Here is a 26,251-nt window from a genome sequence, read left to right on the forward strand (position 1 = left end):
CTGGCTGCGTTTTTCAGGTACGAAATGGGTCGTTCTGAACGGACTGAATGCTGTCGACGATGATGTCGAAAGCCTGGGACATATTGTGCTCTTCCACCGCAGCATAGCCCAGCAGCAATCCCCGATTTGAGGTAGGTCGTAGATAGTAGCTGGACAGTGGTTTAACCGTGACGCCACGCTGCTGAATATGCGCACTGAGCATCACATCATCCATGCCCACAGGCAACTTAAGCATCATGTGCAACCCTGCGTTACTGGCGTCTCCCACATATTCAGGCCCGAGTCGTTGTTCAATCAATGCGGTCAACATCGCGCGGCGTTTGGCATATAGCAGACGCATCCGGCGGATATGTGCGGCATAGTGACCTTCCTGAATGAACTGGCTCAGCGTCGCTTGCGTCAGCCAGTGACCGCCACGATATAATTCAGAATGCGCTGTCCGCAGGTCTTTTGCCAGCGAAGGCGGCAAGACCATATAGCTCACTCTCAGGCCGGGGTAGAGCGTTTTACTAAAGGTCCCGATATAAATCACCGGTGCGTGGTTTTGCAATCCTTGCAGCGACGGAATCGGGTTGCCTGAGAAGCGGAATTCGCTGTCATAATCATCCTCTACCACCCAGCATCCGTGTTCCTGAGCCAGCGCCAGTAGCCGCTGGCGGCGCACGAGGCTCATCACGGCTCCCAGAGGATACTGATGGGACGGTGTGACGCAGATGAGCCGGGGAGTAGATTGAGCGGTAACAGTATCAGGCGGCACCATTCCTTGCTCATCAACGTCAATGGGGGAGACTCGCAAGCCATTAATCGTCAGAACGTTACGGGTTCCCCAATAACAGGGATCTTCAATCCAGGCGAGGTCTCCGGGATTACACAGCATTTTTGCCAGCAAATCCATTGCCTGATGAGTGCCTTCCGTAATCAGGATCTGTTCTGGCGTACATTCGACTGAACGCGAGACGCGCAGATAGTCCACCAGTGCCAGTTGAAGCTCAGGGCAACCTCCGACAGGAGAATAGGAAAGCTGTTCCGGTCTGGTGCGCCGGGCGAGACGAGTCTGGATCCTGCGCCATAACGCGTGTGGAAAACTGGCGATATCCGGAATGCCGGGCATAAATGCGCCCCATTGTCGCGGTGATGCACCCGCATACCCCAGCAGTTGTCGCCCACGCCGTGATAGCTCTTGTGTGGGGAACCGCGTCGTCACGTGGTTCTCATGACGCACCGCGACCATATTGCCATCGGGCAATTGCTGTGTGACGAAGGTTCCACTTCCGGTGCGCGTTTCGATGTATCCCTCCGCTAACAACTGTTCATACGCAGCCAATACCGTATTGCGTGATAGCGCGAGTTGTTGAGATAAATCGCGCGAAGAGGGCAGCCGACTCCCTGCACCAAGCGCGCCGTCGAGAATAGACAGACGGATACTGTCATAGAGTCGTTTATTCAACGTCCCGCTCTGTTGGTGACTTAAACGTTGTAGCAACAAATCAGTGATAAGCGAACGCAAAAGTGGATCCCTCAAATATTCAAAACTGGCTCTGGATTATAGAACCATCTGACGCCTATAAATAGCAACAGAAAGAAGTGGACTCATGGCTCTTTTCGTAAGCCGTTGGGTGCCGTTATCAATGAACATGGGCGTACCTTGTGATCGGAGCAGAAAATGAAGAATAGCGAATTGAATCAGCGTCGTTTGGCCGCGACTCCGCGTGGTGTCGGTGTAATGTGTGATTTTTATGCCGCCCGGGCAGAGAATGCCACGTTGTGGGATATCGAAGGGCGGGAATTTACCGATTTCGCTGGCGGTATCGCCGTACTGAATACCGGACATCGCCATCCGAAAATTTTGGCGGCAGTGCGCGAGCAACTGGAAAGCTTCACGCATACCGCTTATCAGATCGTGCCTTATGGTAGCTATGTCCAATTGGCTGAAAGAATTAATGCATTGGCTCCTATCGATGGCCCTGCCAAAACGACATTCTTTACCACTGGCGCCGAGGCAGTGGAAAACGCAGTGAAAATAGCCCGTTGCTATACGCGTCGCCCCGGAGTCATCGCATTTGGCGCGGCATTTCATGGGCGCACGCTGTTAACCATGACTCTCACCGGAAAAGTGGCACCTTACTCTACCGGTTTTGGCCCATTCCCCGGTTCCATCTTTCATGCGCTGTATCCCAATGAGCAATTGGGTATCACGGTCGAGCAATCACTGGCCAGTATCGATCACTTACTGCATGCCGATATCGCAGCCGATCAAGTCGCGGCAATTTTACTGGAGCCCGTTCAGGGGGAAGGCGGGTTCAATGTGGCGCCACCTGAGTTTATCACCGCATTACGTGAGCTGTGTGACAAGCACGGCATACTGCTCATTGCCGATGAGGTGCAGACCGGCTTTGCCCGCACCGGTAAGTTGTTTGCAATGGATCACTATGCCGAACACGCCGATCTGATCACCATGGCGAAAAGTCTGGGAGGCGGATTTCCGATCTCGGGTGTTGTCGGCCGCGCAGCGGTGATGGATGCGCCGACGCCGGGAGGGCTGGGGGGGACTTACGCGGGTAACCCGCTGGCCGTCGCTTCTGCGCTGGCAGTATTGGACGTAATTGAAGAAGAAAAATTGTGTCAACGTTCACAGTTTCTCGGCGCGGCATTGGTGGAAACCTTGAAAAAAGCACAGCAACAGTGTCCGGCGCTGGTAGCCATCCGTGCGCAGGGTTCGATGGTCGCCGCAGAATTTAACGATCCCCAGACGGATAAACCATCGGCAGAAATCACCCGTCAGTTCCAGAAAAGCGCACTGGAAGCGGGTCTGCTACTGTTGACCTGTGGCGTACATGGCAATGTGATTCGTTTCTTGTATCCACTGACGATTCCTGACGATCAATTTAACCGTGCGTTGACCACGCTGACCCGCGTGCTCGCACAATAAAGGGACGATATGAAACTGAAACAACAAACGTTACTACGCCAGTGCTGCCTGATTGACGGTGAGTGGCAAGACAGCCAAAACGGTGAACGTCTGGATGTCACCAATCCGGCGACGGGTGAGGTGCTGGGGTCTGTGCCACTAGTTACAGCGTCACAAACAGAGCGTGCGATAGCCGCCGCTGAACGAGCGCTGGCGGAATGGCGTAAGAAGACGGGAAAAGAACGAGCGGTTCTGTTGCAAGCATGGGCTCGCTTAATCATGGCGCATCAGGATGATCTCGCTACGTTGCTGACCGCAGAGCAGGGTAAGCCGTTGGCAGAGGCACGTGGTGAAATCGCCTACGCCACGTCATTTATTGACTGGTTTGCAGAAGAAGCCAAGCGTATTGAAGGCAGCGTGCTGCAATCACCGCAAGGGCATCAACGGATGTTAGTCATCAAGCAGCCGATTGGTGTGTGCGCCGCTATTACGCCGTGGAATTTCCCGGCGGCGATGATCACTCGTAAAGTCGCGCCAGCACTGGCGGCGGGCTGCACCATGATTGTCAAACCCGCGGAGCAAACACCCTTTACCGCACTGGCCTTGGCGGAACTCGCGCAGCAGGCTGGTATTCCCAGTGGCGTATTGCAGGTGATCACCGGTAATGCCGAATCTGTTGGCAAAATTCTGTGTGATAGTCCAACGGTGCGTAAATTGAGCTTTACCGGCTCGACGGAAGTAGGACGGATCCTTATGGCGCAAAGTGCGCCGACGGTAAAAAAACTGTCTTTGGAGTTGGGGGGGAATGCGCCGTTCATCGTGTTTGATGATGCCGATTTGGATCTGGCGGTAAAAGGCATTATGGCCTCGAAATACCGTAACAGCGGGCAAACTTGCGTCTGCGCCAACCGGATTTATGTTCAACGGGGGATTTATTCTGCTCTGGTTGAAAAACTGGTGGAAGAAGTTAAACAACTTCAGGTCGGCAATGGCAGCCACCCCGGTGTGACACAAGGTCCGCTGATTGATGCTGACGCCATCGATAAAGTTAAGCAACACATTGATGATGCACTTACAAAAGGGGCCACGCTGCTGTTAGGTGGCGAACCCCACGCTCTGGGCGGTACGTTCTTTATGCCCACCATCATTGGTAATGTGACTCAGGATATGCGTTTTGCCCGTGAAGAGACATTCGGCCCCGTTGCGCCATTATTCCTATTTAGTGATGAAGCTGACGTAGTGGCGATGGCGAACGATACGGAATTTGGTCTGGCGGCTTACGTCTATACCCGCGATGCGGTTCGTCAGTGGACGCTTCCCGAAGCGCTGGACTATGGCATGGTCGGCATGAATACCGGACTGATTTCTAACGAGGTTGCGCCATTCGGCGGCGTGAAACAGTCTGGCTTGGGGCGCGAAGGATCGCGTTTTGGGATCGATGAGTATCTGGAGATGAAATACATCTGCGTCGATCTGTCTCGATAGACTTTCTCATCCTGGGCGGAGACTGCCGTTTCCGTCAGGGATGAACACCCAATATGAAGAAAATTTCTGCGATGGCATGTTTTATGCTTCGTTGCTCTGACTGTCGCTCAAAAATTGATGCTTGATGACCGAAGGTTACATTGACTCACACTACTTTTCAGGAGCCACACCATGCTTAAAGGTAAAACGGGATTGAAGAACATTGTCCTACCTGCGTTTCTTGTCGCTATCGCCTGTCAGGTTCAGGCAGAAACGGTGACCGTTATTTCCTTCGGCGGTCTGAATAAGGACGCGCAGGATAAAGCATTTTATAAGCCGTTCGCCGCCGCAGGAAAAGGGACCATTGAAGCCGGTGAGTACAACGGTGAGATGGCTCGTATCCGGGCCATGGTGGAGACCGGTCAGGTGGGTTGGGATGTGGTGGAAGTGGAAAGCCCGGAACTGATGCGTGGTTGTAATGAAGGGCTCTTTGAGCCGTTGGACTGGTCAACGTTGGGCGATCAATCCCAGTTTGTTAAAGGCGCGGTGTCGGAATGCGGCGCGGGGATTTTTATGTGGTCAACCGCACTGACCTACAACGCCAAAAAACTGCCACAGGCCCCGAAAAACTGGGTTGATTTCTGGGATGTTAAAACCTACCCCGGAAAGCGCGCGTTGCGGAAAAGTGCCAAATATACGCTTGAAATCGCCCTCTTGGCCGATGGCGTGAAGCGCGAAGATCTTTACAGCACACTGGCTACGCCAGCAGGTATTGAACGGGCGTTCAAAAAGCTGGATCAACTGAAGCCACATATTCAGTGGTGGGAATCGGGCGCACAGCCAGTGCAATGGTTGGTCTCCGGCGATATTGTCATGACGTCTGCCTACAATGGCCGTGTCGCATCCGCGCAGAAAGAAGGACATGACTTTAAGATCGTCTGGACGGACAGTCTTTACGATTTAGATAGCTGGGCTATCGTCAAAGGCAGTAAACACAAAGCGTTAGCGCAACAGTTTATCGCGTTTGCCAATCAGCCCGAAAATCAGAAAGTGTTTGCAGAAAATATTCCCTACGGTCCAACACATGTGAAAGCCACCACGTTGTTGTCACCAGATATTGCTCGCAACCTGCCAACGGCACCTGAAAACTTGTCCAGTGCTTTACAGGTGGATACCGAATTTTGGATTGACCACGGCGAGGAGTTGGAGCAGCGATTCAACGCCTGGGCTGCCCAATAACGTATTGCGGCACTTAGCCGATATCGCGGGAAAATGGCGTTCGTGCCTTTCCCGCCACTTTGCCAATGTCTATGTGATCTCATGTATGACCGACATGCCGTAAGCATAATGGAGATAAAGTCTATGCCTAACAGTGACGAGCTGGCGACTACGCCCCCCTCCCGCGAGAAAGAAGGGAACAATACGCTGAAACAGCAATTGCGTGCTGCACAATCCGTATATAAAAAACGTTCACTGTTACTGATTGCGCCACTGTTTCTGTTTATCACGGTGAGTTTTCTCTTTCCTATCATCTCAATATTGGGGAAAAGCGTATCGAATCCCGAACTCCGCGAAACGATGCCGGAGACGGTTGCGGCGATGCGATTGTGGGCTGGTAAAGACATTCCAGATGAAACGGTATTTAACGCGGTGGTGAGCGATCTGCGTGAAGCCCGCAGTAGTGGAAAATTATCGAATATCACCAAACGGTTAGGTTATGAAGGCGCAGAGTATCGAACATTAATTACCCGTACATTGCGTAATATGCCAGCAGAGGGGAGTCGTGATGTTCGTGCTCAGTTGATTGACAAGCAACCTTTATGGGGGGAGTTGTCCACCTGGCAGACACTGGATCGAGCGTCACGCCCACTAACCAGCTATTACCTGCTCGCGGTATTCGACCATAAAGTTGATGCCAAGACCCAAGACATTGTCATGCAGCCCGCCGATCAGGCTTTGTATGTCGATGTGCTATTTCGCACATTACTGATGGCAGGCGTGGTCACATTATTGTGTGTGGGGCTGGGCTATCCGCTTTCTTACTGGCTGGCGAAGCAACCCGCTAACCGAGCTAACTTGCTGCTTATTCTGGTTTTGCTACCGTTCTGGACTTCATTGATTGTGCGTACCGCTAGCTGGATTGTGCTCTTGCAATCCGGTGGTTTGATCAACCGGACGTTAATCAACATGGGCGCGATCAACGAACCGCTGGTGTTGGTGTTTAATCGCATCGGTGTCTATATCTCGATGACACACATTTTGCTGCCGTTCTTCATTTTACCGCTGTATGCCGTGATGAAAGGCATTTCTCCTAATTATGTTCGAGCAGCGGTATCACTGGGCGCACATCCCTTTATTGCATTCTGGCGTGTGTATGTACCGCAGACTTATGCCGGTGTAACGGCGGGGGCGCTTCTGGTTTTCATGATGGCGATTGGTTACTACATTACGCCAGCGTTGCTGGGCGGGCCTGGCGATCAAATGCTGAGTTATTTCGTGGCATTTTTCACTAATACCACGATGAATTGGGGAATGGCTGCGGCGTTGGGCACGCAGTTACTGGTTATCGTTACGCTGCTGTATGTGGTGTACATCCGTGTTACCCGAACTCAGGCCGAAAGTGCGGCGCATTAATATACCCGTCATACTTCAAGCTGCCTGTGCGTTGGCTGCCCTTACTCACCCCAGTCACTTACCTGAGTAAGCTCCTGGGGATTCGTGCGGTTGCCGCCTTCACGCAACTTGAATTATTTTGGGTATAGGTACTGTTTTATTGGCAGAAAGTCATGAGAAGTGGCGAACAAAACTATCACACCCGTTTAATGAAAAGCAGCAGCACAGCAGGGGGAAGTAAAAATGAGACAACAAGGTGAATGGATGATCCGCTTGTGGAATACCTTCTTCAATTTTTATGGTGCTGCCATGTTACTTTTTCTGGTGATACCCGTTTTGGTGATTGTCCCGCTATCGTTCAATGCAGGATCGTTCCTGAGTTACCCATTGAGCGGATTTTCTTTACGCTGGTATAACGAGTTTTTCAGTTCCAGCGCTTGGTTAGGCGCGTTAGGCAACAGCCTATTAATCGCGCCGTTGGCAACGCTATTGGCGACAATATTGGGCGTGTTGGCTTCCGTGGGGCTGGTTCGTGGAGAATTTCGCGGTAAATCACTGGTGATGGCTGTCTTGATCTCGCCGATGATTGCGCCGGTAGTGATTGTCGCGGTGGGCATGTTTTTCTTTTTCGCCAAATTATCATTGTTAAACAGCTATCTGGGGCTGGTTTTAGCTCATGCGATGCTGGGCGTACCGTTTGTTGTCATCACGGTAACCGCTGTGCTGAAGAATTATGATCATAATCTGACGCGTGCTGCGGCCAGCCTTGGTGCGCCACCGCTGTTAGCGTTTCGTAAAGTGACCTTTCCGTTAATTGCTCCCGGTGTGTTTTCCGGCGCATTGTTTGCGTTCGCGACCTCATTTGACGAAGTGATCGTAACGTTATTTCTGGCCAGCCCTCGTCAGCGTACCTTACCGTTACAAATGTTTGCCGGGATCCGCGAAAACCTGGACCCGACGATAGCGGCGGCGGCGTCAATGATGGTGGGTGCGGCCTTAATTTTATTGATCACGATGGAAATACTGCGCCGCCGTTCTGAGCGTTTACGCAGTGGGCGCTAGGTTAGGGGATTGCCATTTTCCCGCAGCTTGAAGGGTATAACATATTCAAACCATGCTTATTATTTCTTAAGTTGAATATTATTTTGTTATGTGTTGCCAATATTATCGCGGTTATTACTTACCGCGATATTTTATATGGCGCTAAACTAAATTTATTATTATAGACCTATATGTTCTTTCATATATTGAGATTAATAATTAACCGTTCTACTATGCCGGTAAAAGTTAATAACTTCAGGAATGAAGATGATGCAGTTTTTTATCAGACTGCTTTTGATTTTTGCTATCGTTTTTCCTTGTTTATCGTTATCGGCGTTACTTAATCCAGCAGATAGAAATGACATACAACAACGACAGTCGGAAATTATTGAACAGTCCAAACAGCAACGCGATTCATTATCACAATTAAATCAAACAGAAATAGCAGCGGGCTCTGAGAGTAAAAATAATGCTAAACACTGCTTTTTTATCCGAAAAATTAATTATCGTAATGCTTCTTTGCTGCGTGAAAAAGACAAATTCAGGCTGAATGAATATTATGTTAACCGTTGTATTAATGTTAATAATATAAATCAACTGATTCATGACGTCAGTAATTGGTATATCGACCGGGGTTATATTACCAGTCGGGCTTTTATTGGCGAGCAAGATCTCTCTGATGGCCTATTACAAATCGATATTCTGGAAGGTCGGCTTGAAGCTATTCAACTTAACAATCAATCAACATTGGCACTAAAGCAGGTTTTTCCAAGATTGGAAGGTGAAATCCTCAATTTGCGGGATATAGAGCAGGGCATGGAACAGCTTAACCGCATGCCGACACAGCAAGTAAGTATTGAAATTCACCCCGGCAGTCACCCTGGCTATTCCATTGTGAATCTCACCAGCAAAAAACAGATACCACTGACGGCCAATATTAGTTTTGATAATAGCGGGCAAAAGAGTACTGGCGAGCAGCAGTTAAGCGGTGGTCTGTGGGCAGACAATGTATTGGGATTAGCCGACCAGTGGTTTGTTAATGGTGGGCATAGCAGCGAGTTTCGAGATGGTCAGAATGTGGAAAGTCTGCAAACCGGCGTGTCGTTTCCCTATGGTCACTGGACGTTCAACTATGACTATTCTAAAAGCCGTTATCGTAATGATTTTACTAATCGGGAATTTCTCTGGCATTCAACAGGTAACAGTCAAACGCATCGTGCCACGTTATCACGTGTGATTTTCCGCAATGGTGAGATGAAAACCAGTGTTTCGGCAGGGATGTCGCATCGTATTGGGCAGAACTACCTGAATGATGTGCTGTTGCAATCCAGCAGTCGTAAACTGAGCAGCGCGATTATCGGCATCAACCACAGCCAGAAGTTGTGGGGCGGGTTGGCAACGCTCAACCCGGCTTATAGCCGCGGAACGCGCTGGTTTGGCGCAGAGGGTGACGAAGGAAAATCAGACGACGCGCCACGTGCCGAGTTTAATAAACTGACGTTGGCCGCCAGTTATTACTACCCACTCAGTAACAACATCAACTATCTCACCAATTTCTATGCGCAATACTCGCCGCAGACCCTGTATGGCAGCGAACAGGTAACGCTGGGCGGTGAGACATCGGTGCGTGGCTTCAAAGAGCAGTATCTTTCTGGCGATCGTGGTGGTTATTGGCGCAACGAGGTCAACTGGCAGCCGTTGCAATTGCCGTGGCTTGGCAGCACAACTTTCACCGTTGCGTTAGACGGCGGACACCTTTTCTCACATAAGACTGACGGGGACACGGCGGGAACATTGTGGGGGGCCTCCGTGGGCATGGGTATCTCCAATCCGTATTTATCACAACAGATTACTGTTGGCTGGCCGTTGGCGTATCCAGACTGGCTAAAACCGGATACGGCGGTGGTTTATTACCGCGTAGGACTTTCTTTTTAATTGTTGATACCGGGGATCAGGGATGAAACCAATAAAAACGACACAGCGTCTGATCGTGTATACGCTGATCAATCTCATCGCATTCCAACCTCTGTTACCTGCAATGGCTGCGGGTGTGCAGGTTGCTACAGGTAACACCGCGCTGGATCGGGCTGGAAACGGTGTGCCAGTCATCAATATTGCCACGCCCAACGGCGCGGGAATTTCCCATAATCAGTATCGTGATTTTAACGTCGATAAACCGGGTCTGATCCTGAATAACGGAACGGAACGACTGAATTCGACCCAACTCGGCGGACTGATTCAGAGTAACCCGAATCTTAAAGGGAAAGCTGCCGACGCTATTATCAATGAAGTGGTGTCGACTAACCGCAGTACGTTGGCAGGTTACCTTGAAGTCGGTGGTAAACAGGCCAGTGTGATTGTCGCCAACCCGAACGGTATTACCTGCGACGGCTGTGGTTTCATTAATACGCCACAGGTGACGCTGACCACAGGGAAACCGCAACTGGATGCGCAGGGCAATTTACAGCGTATTGATGTTACTCGGGGGGATATCACACTGACAGGACAGGGGTTGGATGCCAGTAAGAGCGATTATCTCAGCCTGATTTCCCGTACCGCACAGATTAATGCCGGACTGAATGCCAACGATGCACAGATCGTGCTCGGTGCGAATCAGGTTGATGCGAATGGCAAGATTACAGCACAGACGGCAGACAGCAGCGTCAAGGTGGCGCTGGATACCCGTGCGCTCGGTGGTATGTACACCAACCGTATCAAGCTGGTTTCCAGCGATAAAGGCGTAGGCGTAAATGTTGGTAACCTGAGCGCCCGTAGCGGAGATATCACGCTGTCTGCCAACGGCAAACTCAGCATCGGCGATGTTGTCACGCAGGGTAATTTACGTGCAGAAGGCGATGCGCTGGCACTACAGGGTAAACAGCAAGCCGCTAATACACTCAGTCTGCAAGCCAAGCAAAGCATCACGTTACAGGACGCGACTTTACGTGCGGGGAAAGATATTGCTATTCAATCCGGCGGTGAACTCAAGGCGCATCAGAGCATCATCAGCGCGGGTGTCGATACAAAGGGTAAGGTTAAACAGGGGAATCGATTATCGATAAAAAGTGACGGCGTCACTATATCTGATGCGCAACTCGCCGCAGGTAACATCATGATCGACGCGGGAAAATCGCTACAGCAAGATGCGAAAAGCGGTATTAAAGCGGAGGCGTTACTAGATGTGCGCGGAGGTGCCGTCTCGCTGGCGGGAATAGCTGGTGCAGAGGAACTGCGGCTCGAAGCGCAAACCCTCAACGGCGCAGATAGCGCACAGCTACAGGCGAAAGAGCGCGCAACGGTGCACGTAACTCAACAGGGTGACTGGCAAGGTGATCTGACGGCGGGGAATACACTGACGGTTGATGGTGGACGTATGCTGCAACGCGGTACTGTCGCGGGGAAAACGGTCGCGCTAGCGTTAGAGGCACTGGATAACCAGGGCGAGATCGCGTCGCTGCAAGGGTTGACATTCAGCGGTACGCAGCTGACTAACAGCGGCACACTGGTAGCCGCGGAGCAGATGGTCGTCAACGCGGATTGGCTGGATAACGCGGGGTTACTCAGCGCGCAGGGAGAGGTAAAACTTGAACTGCAAACACTGCTGAACAATCAGGGCAAGATCCTGACCGAGAAGCGCCTGTTCCTGCTGGCCGATAGTGTAACCAATCACGGTGCCATGCAGGGGGATTCGGTTGCTTTGCAAAGCAACCAGCTTACGAACCAGGGCGAGATGATGGCCGGTTCGCTTGAACTGGCCAGCCAGACGGTGGAAAACCACGGTGTCATTAACGCGCAACACATGATAGCGCTACACGGTGGCAGTATGCTGAATAACGGTACTCTCAGCGCGGGTGAAAAACTGGCGTTGACGCTTGATAGCACACTGGATAACCGTAGCATGATACAGGCGGGGCACACCGCAGCAGTGACGACTGACAAACTCCGTAATGAAGGTACGCTGACTGCCCCGGAGTTACAGTTGAAAACCGGTGCGTTCTCTAACCGGGGCACGATTCAAGCGGATAATGCGCTGGTGCTTGAGAGCGCTCGTGAGTTAACGCAATCTGCTGACGGCAAACTTCTGGCGGGAAATAGCCTGACGTTGAAGGCGGATAGTGCAGAAACTGACGGGGACATTCAGGCACGGCAGTTCCTGATCAATGCTGAACGCTGGATCAATGCAGGCAAAACCAGCGTTGAGGGCAACGGACAGATTACCGCTCGACAGATGGACAATCGTGGTGACCTGTTGGCAAGCGGGAACTGGACGATCGATGGGGATACGGTGAGCAATGCGGGAGCATTGCAAGGTCATTCGCTGAATATTCAGGCTAATACTATAGAGAACAGCGGGCAGGCACAGGCACTGAATACCGTGGATCTGATCGCTACCGACACGTTTATCAACAGTGGCGACTGGCTCAGCGGGGCGGAGTTGCACCTTCAGGCGGCAGAGGCAGAAAACCGGGGCAATCTCCAAGCGTTGGCGCTTGCCGTACAGGGTGAGGAGTTTGCTAACCGTGGCAGCCTCAGCGGAATCAATCGACTGACACTGTCGTTAAACGGCACGCTGGAAAATCACGGCTCGATGCAGAGCAGCCAGCTTCATGCTGAAGCATCACAGATTAACAATCAGGGGTCTCTGTACGGTACGGATACGCTGACGCTGACGGCAGTCAACGGGTTTACCAATCAGCAAAACGGCACGTTATTGTCTCAAGGTGCTACGGTGTTAAAGGCGGCACAGGTTGTCAATCTGGGGGAATGGCAGGCGCAGAATCTGCAACTGGATGCTCGTAATCTAACGAATCGTGGCCAGATCCAGGGGGATAACGGGCTGCGAATTACGCTGGAACCATCTGACGGACATGGCGTACTCCTCAATCAGGGAATGTTAATATCGGGTGGTGATACTCAGTTATCCGCGCGGGGTATCGACAACCAGGGGGCATTGCTCAGCCAAGGGCGTACTGTACTGACAGGGATGACGTTACAGAATGCGGGACGGATCATCTCGGGTACAGAACTGTCTCTTTTGGGCGACTATCAGGGCGACGGCCTGCTGAATACGGCAGGGACTCTGACGCTACAGGGCGACACACTGGTTAACAGGGGGCGTTGGGAAAGCCGGGCACTATCCCTGCAAGGACAGACCTTTACCAATCAGGGGGTGTTACTGGGCGATAGTGTCGCCATTTCTGCACATCACCTGTTGAATGATGGTGACATCACGGGTGTGGATGATCTAACGCTATCACTGCGGGATGTGCTGCAAAATACAGGCGATCTGCGTAGCAATGCACTTGCCGTCACCACGCACGATCTTAACAACGCTGGTAGCGTGCTGGGGGTCAATGCCCTGCAAGTGAATGTCTCCGGGTTGTTAGATAACACGGGGGTTATCAGTGGCAATCAGACGTTGGCGGTGAAGGCGAACCGAGTCCAACAAGCGGGGACGCTGGAAGGGAAAACGGTGACGGTCGACTCCGCCTCGCTGGTGAATCAGGGCAACATCGTCGGTGTTGATGCACTGACGCTGGCCATCACTGGTAATGTCACCAATAGCGGTAATGTGCTGACTCAAGGTACGGGGACGCTGAGCTCGAAGCAGGTCGATAATAGCGGATTGTGGCAGGCCGATACCCTTGCGTTGGATGTTGATAAAATCACAAATGCCGGGCAACTGCTGGGGATTCAGGCATTGTCAATCGACTCGCGCCACCGCCTGACTAATCAATTGAGCGGTAAACTACTCACACAGGGCGTGGCCGTCTTGCAGGCGTCGGAGGTGGTGAACCACGGCGAGTGGCTGGCGGATAACTTAACGTTACATACCGAACGCCTTACCAACACCGGGTTGGTGCAGGCCGATCGCCATCTTGCCATTGAGGTGACACCGGCAGCACCCACCCAGCGTGCCTTGTTGGCAATAGCGGTATCACTCGCAACAGATGTGCAGCAAATCATCGACACCACTCCACTCGGGAGTCTGGAGAATTCCGGCACGTTGACATCTGGTGGCGATGTGCAGTTGCGGGCGCTGGAAATAGCCAATCAGGGAACGCTGTCGGGATTACACCTTGAGACGACGGCGAACGCCTTGACCAACGATGGCATCATCGCCGGCGTGGATGCGCTGCAATTGACGTTAGCTGATCAGTTGACCAACAGCGGAACATTACACAGTACGGCACTGACGCTATCGGCGACCGACTTGTTTAATCAGGGGGAATTATCCGGCAATGATGTACGCCTGACGCTACAAAACGGTGTGCTCAACCGTGGCCTGATCAGCGGTGTTGAACGCATGCAGCTTGAAACCAGCCAGCTCGACCAACGGGGTGATCTGGAAAGCCGCGATCTGCGTGTGCAGGCAAACGTTCTGGATAATCAGGGCAACATGCTGGGTGTGGATGCGTTGACATTAGCGATTAACACCACGGCACGCAACAGCGGTAAATGGCTGAGTCAGGGCGACAGTTTGCTCACCGCGCAGCGGCTAGAGAACAACGGTCATTTGCAGGCGAGGAACGTGGTACTGACAGCAGACGAAGTAGAGAATGCCGGGCAAGTGCTGGCACTTTCAACCTTGTCACTGACGGCGAAAAACCGTCTGACGAATGTGCAGGACGGAAAATTACTCTCTCAGGGCGTCGCGGTGCTGAAAGCTGTGGACGCGATCAACGCTGGTGAATGGCAGGCGCAGAACCTGACACTGGAGGCTCAACATCTCACCAATGGCGGCCACATTCAGGGGGATCGTGCCCTCAAAATGACGCTAGCGAACGGTGCATTACACAATCAGGGCGAGTTGTGGGGTGAAAACACGAATATTGCCGCTCAGACGCTGACCAATGAAGGCAACATTACAGGTGCTGCTGGGCTGCAACTGGCACTGGGTGGGGAAATTGTCAATCAGGGTGAACTGAACAGCTATCGCTTGCACACACAAGCCGAGCATCTGAGTAATACCGGACAGATTAACGGTATCGATCGGCTTGAATTGTCGGTGAACGATAACCTCAACAATCAAGGAACGTTATACGGTTCGGCGCTAACGTTGCGCGCCAGCGATCTCACTAACAGCGGCACGATAACGGGGGTGGATAGCCTGCTTTTGGAGCTGGATCGCACGTTGAACAACTTGGGCGAACTGGGTAGCCATGAATTGACGATCTCTGCTAACGACGTGTTCAACCACGGCACGATCACGGGCGTCAACGGATTGACCTTCCTGCTCGGTAACCGTATAGACAATCAGGGTACGCTAAATAGCCAAACGCTCGCCATCACCGCAAATGCACTCATCAACGGCGGACAGATCAACGGTATAGGCGATCTGCAATTGACGCTTACAGGCGAGTTGACCAATACCGGCGATCTCATTAGCCAGCGAATTGCCGCTACCGCGCAGGACGCACTCAATCACGGGCAGATGATAGGTTCTGATGACCTGCAACTGACGCTGCGCGATAAGCTGGATAATCGTGGTTTAATCAGCGGCAGCAATACGCTGGATGTGATGGCGAAGAACCTCGATCAACAGGGGACGCTGGAAGCCCGCGTACTGCATGTAGAAGCCGATACGCTGGACAATCGCGGTGAAATTCTGGGCGTAGACGCGTTGACGTTGGCGATTACTGAGTCAGCAAATAATCAGGGCAAGTGGCTGAGTCAGGGCAATAGCCTGCTTATGGCCAATCAGGTGGAAAATCACGGGCAGTGGCAGGCAGGAGACATCACGCTGCACGCGAGTGATCTGATCAATAGCGGGCAGATTTTCGGTATCAATACGCTGGCCTTAACGATAGCGCATGATCTGAATAACCAGCAAAACGGCAAACTGTTTTCTCAGGGTATCGCGGTGTTGCGTGCAGAGAGCGTGGCGAATGACGGTACCTTGCAGACAGATACTCTGGAAGTGGATGCTCAGCGGTTGATTAACCGTGGGCGTGTTCAGGGCGATCGAGGGTTAGCGATAACGCTGGACAGCCACAACCCCGCAAGTCGTTTGGTGAATCAGGGGATGTTGATTTCCGGCAGCAATAGCCAATTGCAATCCAGTCAGTTCGAAAATCAGGGCACGGTCTCCGTTGTGGGCGAGATGGCGGTGCAGAGTGCCGATACCCTCAATACAGGCAATCTTATTGCCGGGGGCGCGTTATCGCTTGACGGTAACTATCAGGGTACAGGTCTTGTCCAAACGGATGACACGTTAACGCTAAGCGGGAATCAACTGAACAACAACGGTCGTTGGGAAAGCCGAGTGTTGATGTTGAACGGCGGCACGCTCAACAATCAAGGTACGATCATCGGCGAGCACGGCATTACCCTGGAACTGCGTGATGGTCTGACGGTTGGTAACTCGGGTCAACTTCTGACGAATGGCACGCTATTGGCGCAGGCGGGTCAGATCAACAATGAGGGGTTCTGGCAGGGGAAAGCGCTGGAATTGACGGCGAACGAAGTGATTAACGGCGGTTCGCTGTTTGGGCAACAGCGATTGCGGCTTGATGCTGGGCAAACCTATCAGGGCGATGCCCAATCTCGTGTGATCAGCGACGGGGATGCTGCCATCAATGCCGAACGTTTAACACAACGCGGTGAAATTGCAGCGGCGGCGCTGCAACTGAGCACGGAAACGCTGGATAACCGCGGACGAGTGCTGGGGATGAATGGCCTGACGGTGACTAACCGTGGCAACCTGATCAACCATGCTGATGGAGAACTGCTCACCAACGGCGCAGGCCGAATCGACAGTACGACGCTCAGCAATGCGGGAACTCTACAGGCCAACGATCTGCAACTGCGAGCCAGTGATATCGACAATCAGGGGCGGATTCAGGGAACGGATGCGTTGCGCCTGCTCGATGTGCTGCGGTATGTCGGCGATAAAAACAGCCAGTTGCTCAGCAAAAGCGATGCCACACTCAACACTAAACAGGCTGAGAATGCGGGATTATGGCAGGCAGGGGCGCTGACGCTGAATGGCGAATTGTTCAGTAACCGTGGTACGGTGGCAGGGTTGAATAGTCTGTCGTTAAACAGTGACCAACTGATAAATCAGGGCGAACTGTTCTCTCAAGGTGTAGTAACGCTAACGGGTAACACGCTGGAAAACGGCGGTACGCTGACGGGGATCGACGGCTTCACGCTGCAACTCACCGATCGCGTCGATAATCTGGCGACGGGACGTTTGCTTAGCGGTGGCATTGGCGACCTCACGACGGGGGTACTGACTAATCAAGGGTTATGGCAATCCGACGATCTGCGCCTGACGGCACGTGAACTCGATCAGCAGGGCAATTTGCTAGGGGTTCAGCACGGTACACTACAATTAACGGGCACGTATCTTGGGACGCAGGGCAGCGAATTGGTTAGCGGTGGCGATCTCATGCTGGCGGCCAATGACATCACCAACCGTGGGCAGGTTCAGGGTAAAACACTGACGTTGAGTGGCGACACGCTAAATAATCAAGGTTCTTTGCGGAGCAGTGATGCGCTGAATGCGACGCTGGCGCACCAGCTTAACAATACACAACAGGCGAATGTAAGCAGTGACGGTACGCTGAACGTGCAGGCGGCAGCGGTGAAGAATCAGGGCGAAATAAAAGCCGCCGTCGCCACATTGATAGGGACCACACTCACCAACACGGGCACGGTGCAAGGTATTACCGCGTTGTTGTTGAATGCCACGGGCAACATCGTCAACCAACAATCTGGGCAACTGTTGTCTGATGGTTCCACGACGCTGAAGGCGGTGGTGGTGGAAAACTTCGGCTGGTTGCAGGGGCGGGCGCTGGATGTGCAGTCCACACAATTTACCCAGCAGGGCAGCCTGATGGCGCAGGATAAACTGACGCTGCGCATCCCACAATGGGTGAACAATGGACTGCTACAAGCGGGTGAGTTGGAGATTATCGCTGACCAACTAGACAATCACGGTACTCTGCTGGGTTTAACGCAACTGGCGTTACAGACGCAGCGTCTGATCAATCGTCAGGGCGCGAAACTTTACAGTGCACAAGATTTGCGGCTGAAAACGGCTGAACTGCAACAGGATGGGCAACTGGTGGCGCTCGGCAACCTGACTGCCGATATCACCGGGCCATTAATTTTCACACAGAGTATGGCCGCCGGGCGAAAATTAACTCTGAACGTGGCAGGCGACCTCGATCAGCGGGGCACCTTGCAAGGTAATTCTGTCCACTTGAGCAGTACGGGTACGCTAATCAATCAGGGCGATATTCTGGCAGGTAGCGGTGATTCGCGCATTAGTGCTAAAGACATTGCACAACAAGAGTCGGGCAGCGTTCAGGCTGGCGGCAATCTGACGCTGGTGAGTGATAACACACTGAAGAATCAGGGACTCATCGGCACCACAGGCGACCTGTTAATTCAGGCTGGTAGTGTGTTACATAACAGCAGCATGATCTATGCGGGTGGCAATATGTACCTGCTATCCGACTCACTGACTAACGTGTTCGGCACCTTGCTGGCAGGCAATAATCTATGGATTCAGCGTGATGCAAAGGGAAACGCCAGCACCTCACTATTAAACAGCTCCGGGACGATTGAAACCCAATCCGGCGATATCACTATTAATACCGGTACGTTAACCAATCAGCGTGAAGGGTTGGTTGTGACGGAGACTAAAAGCCAACCTTCGGCTGATGCAGAAAAAGCTGAAGGCACTACTTTATATATCACTCCCGATAAATTCAGTATTCACGATGTTGGTTATTATATTCACAGCGAAGCTAGTGATAGCCATGATACAGATAGAGGTTTTGACTACAATTATACATTGCAATGGGCGCTTTACCCACATGTAAATAATTATAAGATTATAATTTCTGAAAAAAATATAGCTGTTGATGTTATTGGGGGGATTTCAAAAATAAACTCTTCCGGTAATTTAAAGATATTATCCGCTGTTTTTAATAATGTAGCATCTAATGTTGTTTCTTATGGCGATTTAATTATCGAAGGGGATAAGCTAAATAATCAATCGTATCATTCTGGTCGGTTGACTGAATTCGTATCTTATAAGTATATAGGGCCATCTCCTGAATACTCGTTGTATCAATGGAATAAAATGATGGATGACTCAGTTGTAGCGGAACGACTTGAGTATGTACGCTATCCATCTAAAAAAGATAACTTTGTAAAATTAACACTAGATAATACTCCAATCACTGAGCAAACCATCGGCGAAAGTTATAATGCGTCAATTCAAGCGGGTGGCACGATTACTGCCGATTTTAAACAAGATATCAGTAATACCACGTTGCAACCGGGTAGCGGTGGATTTATGCCTGCTGCCACCATACCTGTATTAGATGGGATGACCACGCTGTCGCCATTACAGAAGCAGACCACGCGCCAACTGGTGAGTCAGGACTCTTCGTTTCACGCAGGCGTCACCAATATCGCTCAAACAAACAGTGAACAAGCTGATTTTGCAGGCGACGCCACGAATGCGAATACGGTTAGTAAAAATGTGCAACTGACTCAACAGGCAGGCATCGCTTTGCAAACGGGCGCGCGGGCCGAACAGGTCGGCACTGTCGCAGTGGGGCAAACGACGCCGGGGCAGTTAACACTTAATCCCTCCGGTTCGGTTTCATTGCAACACCCTGCACAAGGTGGCGGCACCGTTGTGGAATCTATCTTGTTGACGGGTGAAACGACCAATACCATGCCTTCACTGGTGGCAAAAACGGGTGAATTGGTGCCGACAGCGATGAGTAACGGTGCGACATCGGTGTTGGAAAAACCAGGAAAGGTGAAACTCGATCCCGTGAAACCGGGTGTAGGACAGGAAACCGACACATCGCCGGCGCCATTGACGGCAACTGCGTTGTTGGACGCTATCGGGCACGGTTTACAAAATCTGAGCAACAATCCATTGTCGGATTATCCGCTGCCAACGGGCAATAACGGGCTGTTGGTTGTCGATCCTAATACAGATAGCCGCTATTTGATCCATACCAATCCAAAATTGGAGCAGTTGGGACAGGTCGATAACACGCTATTCCACGATCTGCAAACGCTGCTGGGGCAGCAACCATCAACGGTGGTGCCTGTCGAAACGCGCTCACAATGGACGCAAACTGATAAGGTACTGGGTTCTTCCTATCTGCTAAATAAGTTGAATCTGGATGCGGACCACGACTATCGATTTTTAGGTGATGAGGAGTTTGATACCCGCTACATCAGTCAGGCGGTGCTAAAACAGAGTGGGCAGCGCTACCTGAATGGCACGGGTTCCGATTTGGCACAGATGCAAATGTTGCTTGATAACGCTGCGCAGGCACAGAAGGGGCTGAACCTGCAATTGGGCGTCAGCCTGACGTCAGATCAGGTAGCGAATCTCAGCCAGAGCATCGTCTGGTGGGAAAATATTGAAGTCAATGGGCAAACGGTATTGGCACCGAAGCTCTATCTGGCGCAGGCGGATAAAAACAATCTGCAAGGCAGTGCGATTGTTGCAAATAAGGTCGACCTGAATGCTGGCGGTAGTGTGACCAATAACGGTACGCTCAAGGCGGTTGAAGTTCTGGCAATTGCCAGCGGCGACAAGGTTGACAACCACGAAGGTGGGTTGATTAAGTCTGATGGTGGCCTGAATCTGGTCGCGCTGAACAATATAACTAACAGCGGTAGCCGGATAGAAGGTAAAGAAGTGCAACTCGCGAGTATTGATGGCGATATCATCAATCAGACTGAGTCGCGTAACTTTCAGACAGTACAGCCGACATCTTCGCGTAGTGGTACCGGCTCTATCATCTTTACTGAGGTAGGCAAAACGGCCGAAATTGTGGCGGGTAACAACCTGATGCTCAGTGCGGGCAAGGATATCCGTAACGTGTCGGCGAGGCTGAACTCAGGGCAGGATATGACATTGAATGCCAAAGGCAATGTAGCGATTGAATCGCTGACGTTGACCAACAATCGCGTGGATATTGGATGGCGTAGCAGCAATACCGATCTGAATACGGCCATTCAAGGCAGTTCGCTCAATGCAAACGGTATCCTGAAAGTGGTAGCGGATCGGGATATTCAGGTTGATGCCAGCCAGCTTTCCGGCGGTTCTGAGTTGACGCTGGCAGCCGGTAACGATATTCGTCTTACAGCACAGGACACATTAAAAGAGACATTAAATCAAGGCCGCCGTACGACGCAGCGCCGTATGCAGGAGGTGGCAAACAGCCAGTTGCTGAGCGGCGGCGATATGAACCTGATTGCCGGGCGAGATGTACTTTCCGAAGCCTCCAGTCTGGATGCCAAAGGTAACGCGACTCTGGCTGCCGGACGCGATCTTAATCTGCTATCGGAGGAGGAAGAAAACTACAGTGGTAACTGGCGGAAACGTCATACCGACTGGCAGCAAACTATCACCCAGCAAAGCACTGAATTAACAGCAGGTAAAAATTTGAACCTGCAAGCAGGCAGCAACATTAATTTGCAAGCAGCGCAGGGCGTAGCGGAAGGCTCGGTGATAGCGCAGGCAGGTAAAGATATCAATTTATTGTCGGCTACCGAAACGCAACACACCTTTTTTGAAGAAACAAAAATCAAGAAGAAAACCTTCTCGAAGACGGTAACGCATACTGTTCGCGATAATTTCCGCAGCGATGAGAAAGAGAGTGTACTGTCTGGTGATCAAATCGTGTTGCGGGCTAACCATGATATCAATATGGCGGGGTCAGCGTTGTCCGGAGAGCAGCTTGTCGCACTCAATGCCGGAAATGATATTAATATGGCTGCCAGCATTGAAACGCAGCGTGTTTATGAAAAGCGAACCAAGAAAAAATCTGGTTTGATGAGCGGAGGCGGGTTAGGTTTCAGTATCGGTACACAATCCAGTCGTGCCGAATATAAGGGAGCGAAAACGACGCAAAGTGAGTCACGCAGCGTTGTGGGCGTTGTCGACGGCGATGTCGTGATGCAATCAGGCCAACGTATTGCGATCGGCGGAAGTGATATCATTGCTGCCAGCAAAGATGGACAACATGGGAATATTACGCTCAGTGCACAGGAGATTGATATTACTCCTGGTCAAGACACTCGGGACATCACTCGCCGCTTTGAAACTAAAAGTAGTGGGATCGGTATCTCCTTGAAGGGCACCCCGGCTGACAGCTATCAAAATTTGCGGGATATAGGTAAGACGGATGGCGTCACGCAGAAAGCCCGGTTGTATATGAGTGAAACTGCTGCAATGGTGTTTGATGTGCCTCAGATTGTGTTATCAATAGGTCGTAACAGCAGTAAAACAGAGCAACGTACGCAGGGAGCTTATCAAACGGGGAGTGCATTAACGGCGGCAGGGAATATTCAACTTCAGACGACACGAGTTGATAAAGCCGAAAATGCGTTTAGTCCGCATACCGGGGATATTCTGATCGCTGGGAGTTCGATACAGGCAGGGGGTAACCTGCTACTGAATGCTGAACGGGATATTAACCTGCAAAGTGCTAGTGATTGGGAGAAAACGAACGCAAACAGTACCCACAGCGGTTGGTCTTTCAGTAATGCAATCCCTGACATTGGTTCATCCATCCGTCATCTTAGTGGTGGTCCTAACCACGGTGTGAGCACGTTCCCCGTTGCCAGTGAATCAGCAAAAGAGAAACAACAGGGTGACACAGTAGCGCAAACGGCCAGCACCCTGAGCGGTAATAATGTCACGTTAAGTAGTCAACAACGGGACATCAATATTACGGGTAGTGCGGTTACAGGGATAAAAGATGTTGCCATCATAGCGAATAACGGCAATGTCACCGTTAACCCAGGGCAAAATCATGCACGTAATGAAATCACTGGCAGCAGTAGTAGCGTTGGTGATTTAGGCGGAGACGGCTACAGCGGTACAGTTGGTTGGCAGTCGAGTCGTTATCATTCATTGGATGATGTCAACCAGCAAAGCACGATGCGTAGCGTTATCCAAAGTGGCGAGGGCAATATTAATATTGCTGCAAAAGAGAATGTCGCTATTGCGGGAGCGGATATCCAGGCTGGTAAGTCTCTGCTCTTGAATGGACGTAATATCTCGGTCGATCCAGCGGTAGATACCGAGCACAGATTACGTGAACAGCGCAGTAGCCAGTATGGTGTGACAACGGCGTTGTCGGGTTATGCAGTAAGTGCGTTGCAGGCTGTTGAACGTTTGTCACAATCGGTAGAGGACAAAAAAGATCCGCGCTTGAGTGCGATTTATGCTGCACAGTCTGCCCTCAACCTTGCGACCCAGACAGTAGCGAACAATATGAATGCGTCGGCGATCAAAGTGACCGTCAGTGCTGGCGGTGGATCTACTCAAAATCGTCAGCAACAAGATTCGTTAACGCGAGAAGGCAGTCAATTGTCTGCTAACGATGACATTCATCTGAGAGCAGAAAAAGATATCACTCTAATCGGCGCAGATGTCCGTGGTAGAAATATCGATTTGACGGCGGGTGATGCGTTAAATCTGGTTTCAGCTCAAAGTGAATCGCAGATTATCGGCAGCACTAGCGGTAGTCATGCGGGAGTGGGTGTCGGTTTCGGGCTGGGGGGGCAACAAAACGGCATTACGCTAGAACTGTCTGCCAGTGGACAGAAGGGGAAAGAAGACGGTAATGGTCAGTCTCACCAACTTACGGAGGTAACGGCCGCAGGAACAGTGAACCTGCGTAGTGGTGCGGATACGGTGTTAAACGGTGCGGTAGTCTCCGGCAAGCATGTTGAGGCGACCACCGGCGGTGATTTACTCATCCGCAGCCCACAGGATACATCACACTATGATAGTAAAACGACGCAGGCGGGGCTGAATATCAGTCTCTGCGTTCCCCCCATTTGTGGTGGTCAAACCGTGGCAGGTAATGCCAACCTGAGCCAACAGATTATGAATAACCGCTATGCATCGGTACAAGAACAAAGCGGTATTCGAGCTGGTGAAGAGGGTTTTACAATCCGTACCAACGGTCATACACAACTGGATGGCGCGGTGGTTTCGTCGACGGCAGCAGTAGAGAAAAACCTGCTCAGCACTGGCACGCTGGGCTGGCGGGATATTATCAATGCGTCTCGTTACAAAGGCACGAGCACGAATCTTGGTGTATCATCGGATAGTATGCCGACAGCGGGATTGGGGTTGGTTAGTGGGAAGCAGACGGGTGTGACGCATGCAGCGGTGTCTCCGGCAACGATTGAGATCAAAAACCGCAATGAGCTACGACAAGATGTGAGCACGCTGAGTCGAGATATATCTGATGCCAATGGTCGTGTAAAAGACGGCTTTGATCGGGACAGAATTGAGGACAAACTGGCTATTCAGCGGGAAGCCACGGCGCTGGGTGTACAGGCGTTGGATGCTTATAAGACCAGTAAAAAGGGTGAAGCAGAAGAGCAGGCCAGAGCCCGATTGATAGCTGAAGGTGTGCCTGCTACAGAACTGGATGCGCAGGTACGAACCAGTCATGAAGTGAAGCAGGTTGAAAAAGAGTATGGTGTCGGCAGCGCCTTCTGGATGGCCGGTTCGGCATTCACCGCGCTTGCATCCGGTGGACTGGGAGGAAATCTTAACGGAGCAGTAAGTGGCGCGGCAGCCCCGTATTTAGCTGCGCTGGTAAAAGATGTTTCCGAGGGGAACGAGCCTGCACGCATTGCGTTGCACACGGCGTTAGGTGCGGTATTGGCGCACACTCAGGGGGGGAATGCAGTTGGCGGCGCTACGGGGGGATTGGTCTCGTCTGCGGGTGCAGAAGTATTGGCTAATTTACTCTATCCTGAAGCGAAGAAAGGGGGACTCTCTGCTGAACAAAAACAACTGATAGCCAATTTGATGACGATCGCTGGTGCTGGCGCAGGCGGGCTAACTAGTGGTAATCTCGCCGGAGCAGGAAGCGGCGCGAATGTGGCGAAGAATGAGGTTGAGAATAATGCGCTAAGTGACATTATTGAGAATAAAGTCTCCGGTATGTCGCAGGAGGAGAAATATCAGAGCGCGCAGAAGCAACTTGTTGCTATGGTTGAAGAATTCAAAGCTCAGAATTGTGCAGGATTAAGTGCGGAAGCATGTTCGACCAAGATAAGTGAACATCGCAATGAATTGCTGAAAGGTGCTACTAGTTTTGGATTAGACTTTGTACCGGTTGTTGGTGATATTAAAGGCTTTGCGGAAGCGCAGTCTGCCATCGATTATCTCGCCGCAATGGCTGGGTTGATCCCGGTAGCAGGCGATGCAGCGAGTAAAGCTATTAAAGCAGCAGAAATGGCGCTGAAGAAAGGAGATGTTGCCGAAGCGTCGAAGCTGATTAATAAAGCTAGTGATGAAATATCTGGGTATTTACCAAGTCCTGGAAATATATCTTTACCTAGCTCGGGAGTCGGTTCTAACGCTGCATTTTCAGTTACCAATGCGCAATTGGGTAAAAAACTCGGAAAACATGTTGAAGATTTCGGTGGTAATGCATCGAATGCGGCAGACAGGCAGCGTGTATTGGATATTATAAATGATATCGGTTCTAAGCCTGATAAAGTTGTCGCCGGTAAATTTGCAGGACAAGGTGTTGGTAATGGTGCCAGTCGTGGAGACGTATTCTTTAGAGTAAAGGGAAACGATGTTGTTGTTACCAAACCGGATGGCAGTTTTGTCACTGTTTTGAAAGACGGAGTTAATAATACATCTGTGAAAAATGCACTAAAGGGAGATCCTAAATGATTAAATCTTTAGGGCAATATCAAAAATGGGCCAGTAGTGTTATTGATGAGCATCTTTTAGATGTTAGGGGGCTGATTTATGTTTTTGATAAACCTGATTTTTATCACCCTCAAAAATTGCAGTTTATTTTTTCTAATACAGAGAAGTTGTTTAGCTTCATGTGCAGTAAAGATGGATCATCACTTGAGCTTACGGACTCGCCTATTCAGGAAAGTGATCTCGGCGAATACGGTAAAGAAATAATTATGGATCTGTCGAATATTACATTATTCATTGATTATATTGGGAAGCGGTTGTTAGAGATTTACTCGATATTCTCTTCTGTTGAAGATGCTTTCGTGGGAATAAAATTTGTTTTCGAAGGTGATTTAAATTTAATTATTGTAAATTTGGGGGATGAAATAAATATCTTTAACTCTTTACCACCATTATATGAACACGACGAAGGTATTAAGTATCAGTCATTATAAATGAAAAATCCCGGCCCCTAAAAAGGCCGGGATTTTTTTGTCTGT

General features: G+C 51.0%; 9 protein-coding genes. 8 read left to right on the top strand and 1 reads right to left on the bottom strand.

Annotated features, from left to right (window positions below; genetic code table 11):
* Nucleotides 1–13 precede the first annotated feature (13 nt).
* Nucleotides 14–1,507, bottom strand: a complete 1,494-nt coding sequence (gene pdxR / locus ACKPVM_RS09045) for a MocR-like pyridoxine biosynthesis transcription factor PdxR (RefSeq protein WP_409308711.1) — start codon at nucleotides 1,505–1,507, stop codon at nucleotides 14–16.
* A 156-nt stretch (nucleotides 1,508–1,663) separates the two neighbouring features.
* Between pdxR and ACKPVM_RS09050 the strand changes: the two genes are divergently transcribed.
* The 8 genes from ACKPVM_RS09050 to ACKPVM_RS09085 all read left to right on the top strand — a co-directional run bounded on the left by ACKPVM_RS09050 (nucleotide 1,664) and on the right by ACKPVM_RS09085 (nucleotide 26,206).
* Nucleotides 1,664–2,929: a 4-aminobutyrate--2-oxoglutarate transaminase gene (locus ACKPVM_RS09050; RefSeq protein WP_409308712.1), complete on the top strand. Its 1,266-nt coding sequence runs from the start codon at nucleotides 1,664–1,666 to the stop codon at nucleotides 2,927–2,929.
* Nucleotides 2,930–2,938: 9 nt separating this feature from the next.
* On the top strand, nucleotides 2,939–4,393 hold the full coding sequence (locus ACKPVM_RS09055) for an NAD-dependent succinate-semialdehyde dehydrogenase (protein WP_409308713.1): 1,455 nt from the start codon (nucleotides 2,939–2,941) through the stop codon (nucleotides 4,391–4,393).
* A gap of 171 nt (nucleotides 4,394–4,564) precedes the next feature.
* Entirely contained in the window at nucleotides 4,565–5,611 is a 1,047-nt protein-coding gene (locus ACKPVM_RS09060) for an ABC transporter substrate-binding protein (RefSeq protein ID WP_409308714.1), read from the top strand.
* A 123-nt stretch (nucleotides 5,612–5,734) separates the two neighbouring features.
* Nucleotides 5,735–7,006, top strand: coding sequence for an ABC transporter permease (locus ACKPVM_RS09065; RefSeq protein ID WP_409308715.1), 1,272 nt, complete (start codon nucleotides 5,735–5,737; stop codon nucleotides 7,004–7,006).
* A 222-nt stretch (nucleotides 7,007–7,228) separates the two neighbouring features.
* The gene (locus ACKPVM_RS09070; RefSeq protein ID WP_409308716.1) at nucleotides 7,229–8,047 is read left to right on the top strand and encodes an ABC transporter permease; all 819 of its coding nucleotides are present in this window, start codon (nucleotides 7,229–7,231) and stop codon (nucleotides 8,045–8,047) included.
* A 249-nt stretch (nucleotides 8,048–8,296) separates the two neighbouring features.
* Nucleotides 8,297–9,961, top strand: coding sequence for a ShlB/FhaC/HecB family hemolysin secretion/activation protein (locus ACKPVM_RS09075; RefSeq protein WP_409308837.1), 1,665 nt, complete (start codon nucleotides 8,297–8,299; stop codon nucleotides 9,959–9,961).
* A 22-nt stretch (nucleotides 9,962–9,983) separates the two neighbouring features.
* The gene (locus ACKPVM_RS09080; RefSeq protein ID WP_409308717.1) at nucleotides 9,984–25,736 is read left to right on the top strand and encodes a hemagglutinin repeat-containing protein; all 15,753 of its coding nucleotides are present in this window, start codon (nucleotides 9,984–9,986) and stop codon (nucleotides 25,734–25,736) included.
* A complete protein-coding gene (locus ACKPVM_RS09085) occupies nucleotides 25,733–26,206 on the top strand; it encodes a hypothetical protein (protein WP_409308718.1) in 474 nt (157 codons plus the stop codon). Before ACKPVM_RS09080 ends, ACKPVM_RS09085 begins: the two co-directional genes overlap by 4 nt.
* Nucleotides 26,207–26,251 lie beyond the last annotated feature (45 nt).

It is taken from the genome of Pectobacterium hainanensis, assembly GCF_046237015.1.
GTDB lineage: Bacteria > Pseudomonadota > Gammaproteobacteria > Enterobacterales > Enterobacteriaceae > JBJYIN01.

What these genes read in the sequence shown, in the direction of transcription:
- ACKPVM_RS09060 (WP_409308714.1), top strand. Translation starts at nt 4,565, where the DNA reads ATGCTTAAAGGTAAAACGGGATTGAAGAACATTGTCCTACCTGCGTTT.
- ACKPVM_RS09080 (WP_409308717.1), top strand. Translation starts at nt 9,984, where the DNA reads ATGAAACCAATAAAAACGACACAGCGTCTGATCGTGTATACGCTGATC.
- ACKPVM_RS09065 (WP_409308715.1), top strand. Translation starts at nt 5,735, where the DNA reads ATGCCTAACAGTGACGAGCTGGCGACTACGCCCCCCTCCCGCGAGAAA.
- ACKPVM_RS09070 (WP_409308716.1), top strand. Translation starts at nt 7,229, where the DNA reads ATGAGACAACAAGGTGAATGGATGATCCGCTTGTGGAATACCTTCTTC.
- ACKPVM_RS09075 (WP_409308837.1), top strand. Translation starts at nt 8,297, where the DNA reads ATGCAGTTTTTTATCAGACTGCTTTTGATTTTTGCTATCGTTTTTCCT.
- ACKPVM_RS09055 (WP_409308713.1), top strand. Translation starts at nt 2,939, where the DNA reads ATGAAACTGAAACAACAAACGTTACTACGCCAGTGCTGCCTGATTGAC.
- ACKPVM_RS09085 (WP_409308718.1), top strand. Translation starts at nt 25,733, where the DNA reads ATGATTAAATCTTTAGGGCAATATCAAAAATGGGCCAGTAGTGTTATT.
- ACKPVM_RS09050 (WP_409308712.1), top strand. Translation starts at nt 1,664, where the DNA reads ATGAAGAATAGCGAATTGAATCAGCGTCGTTTGGCCGCGACTCCGCGT.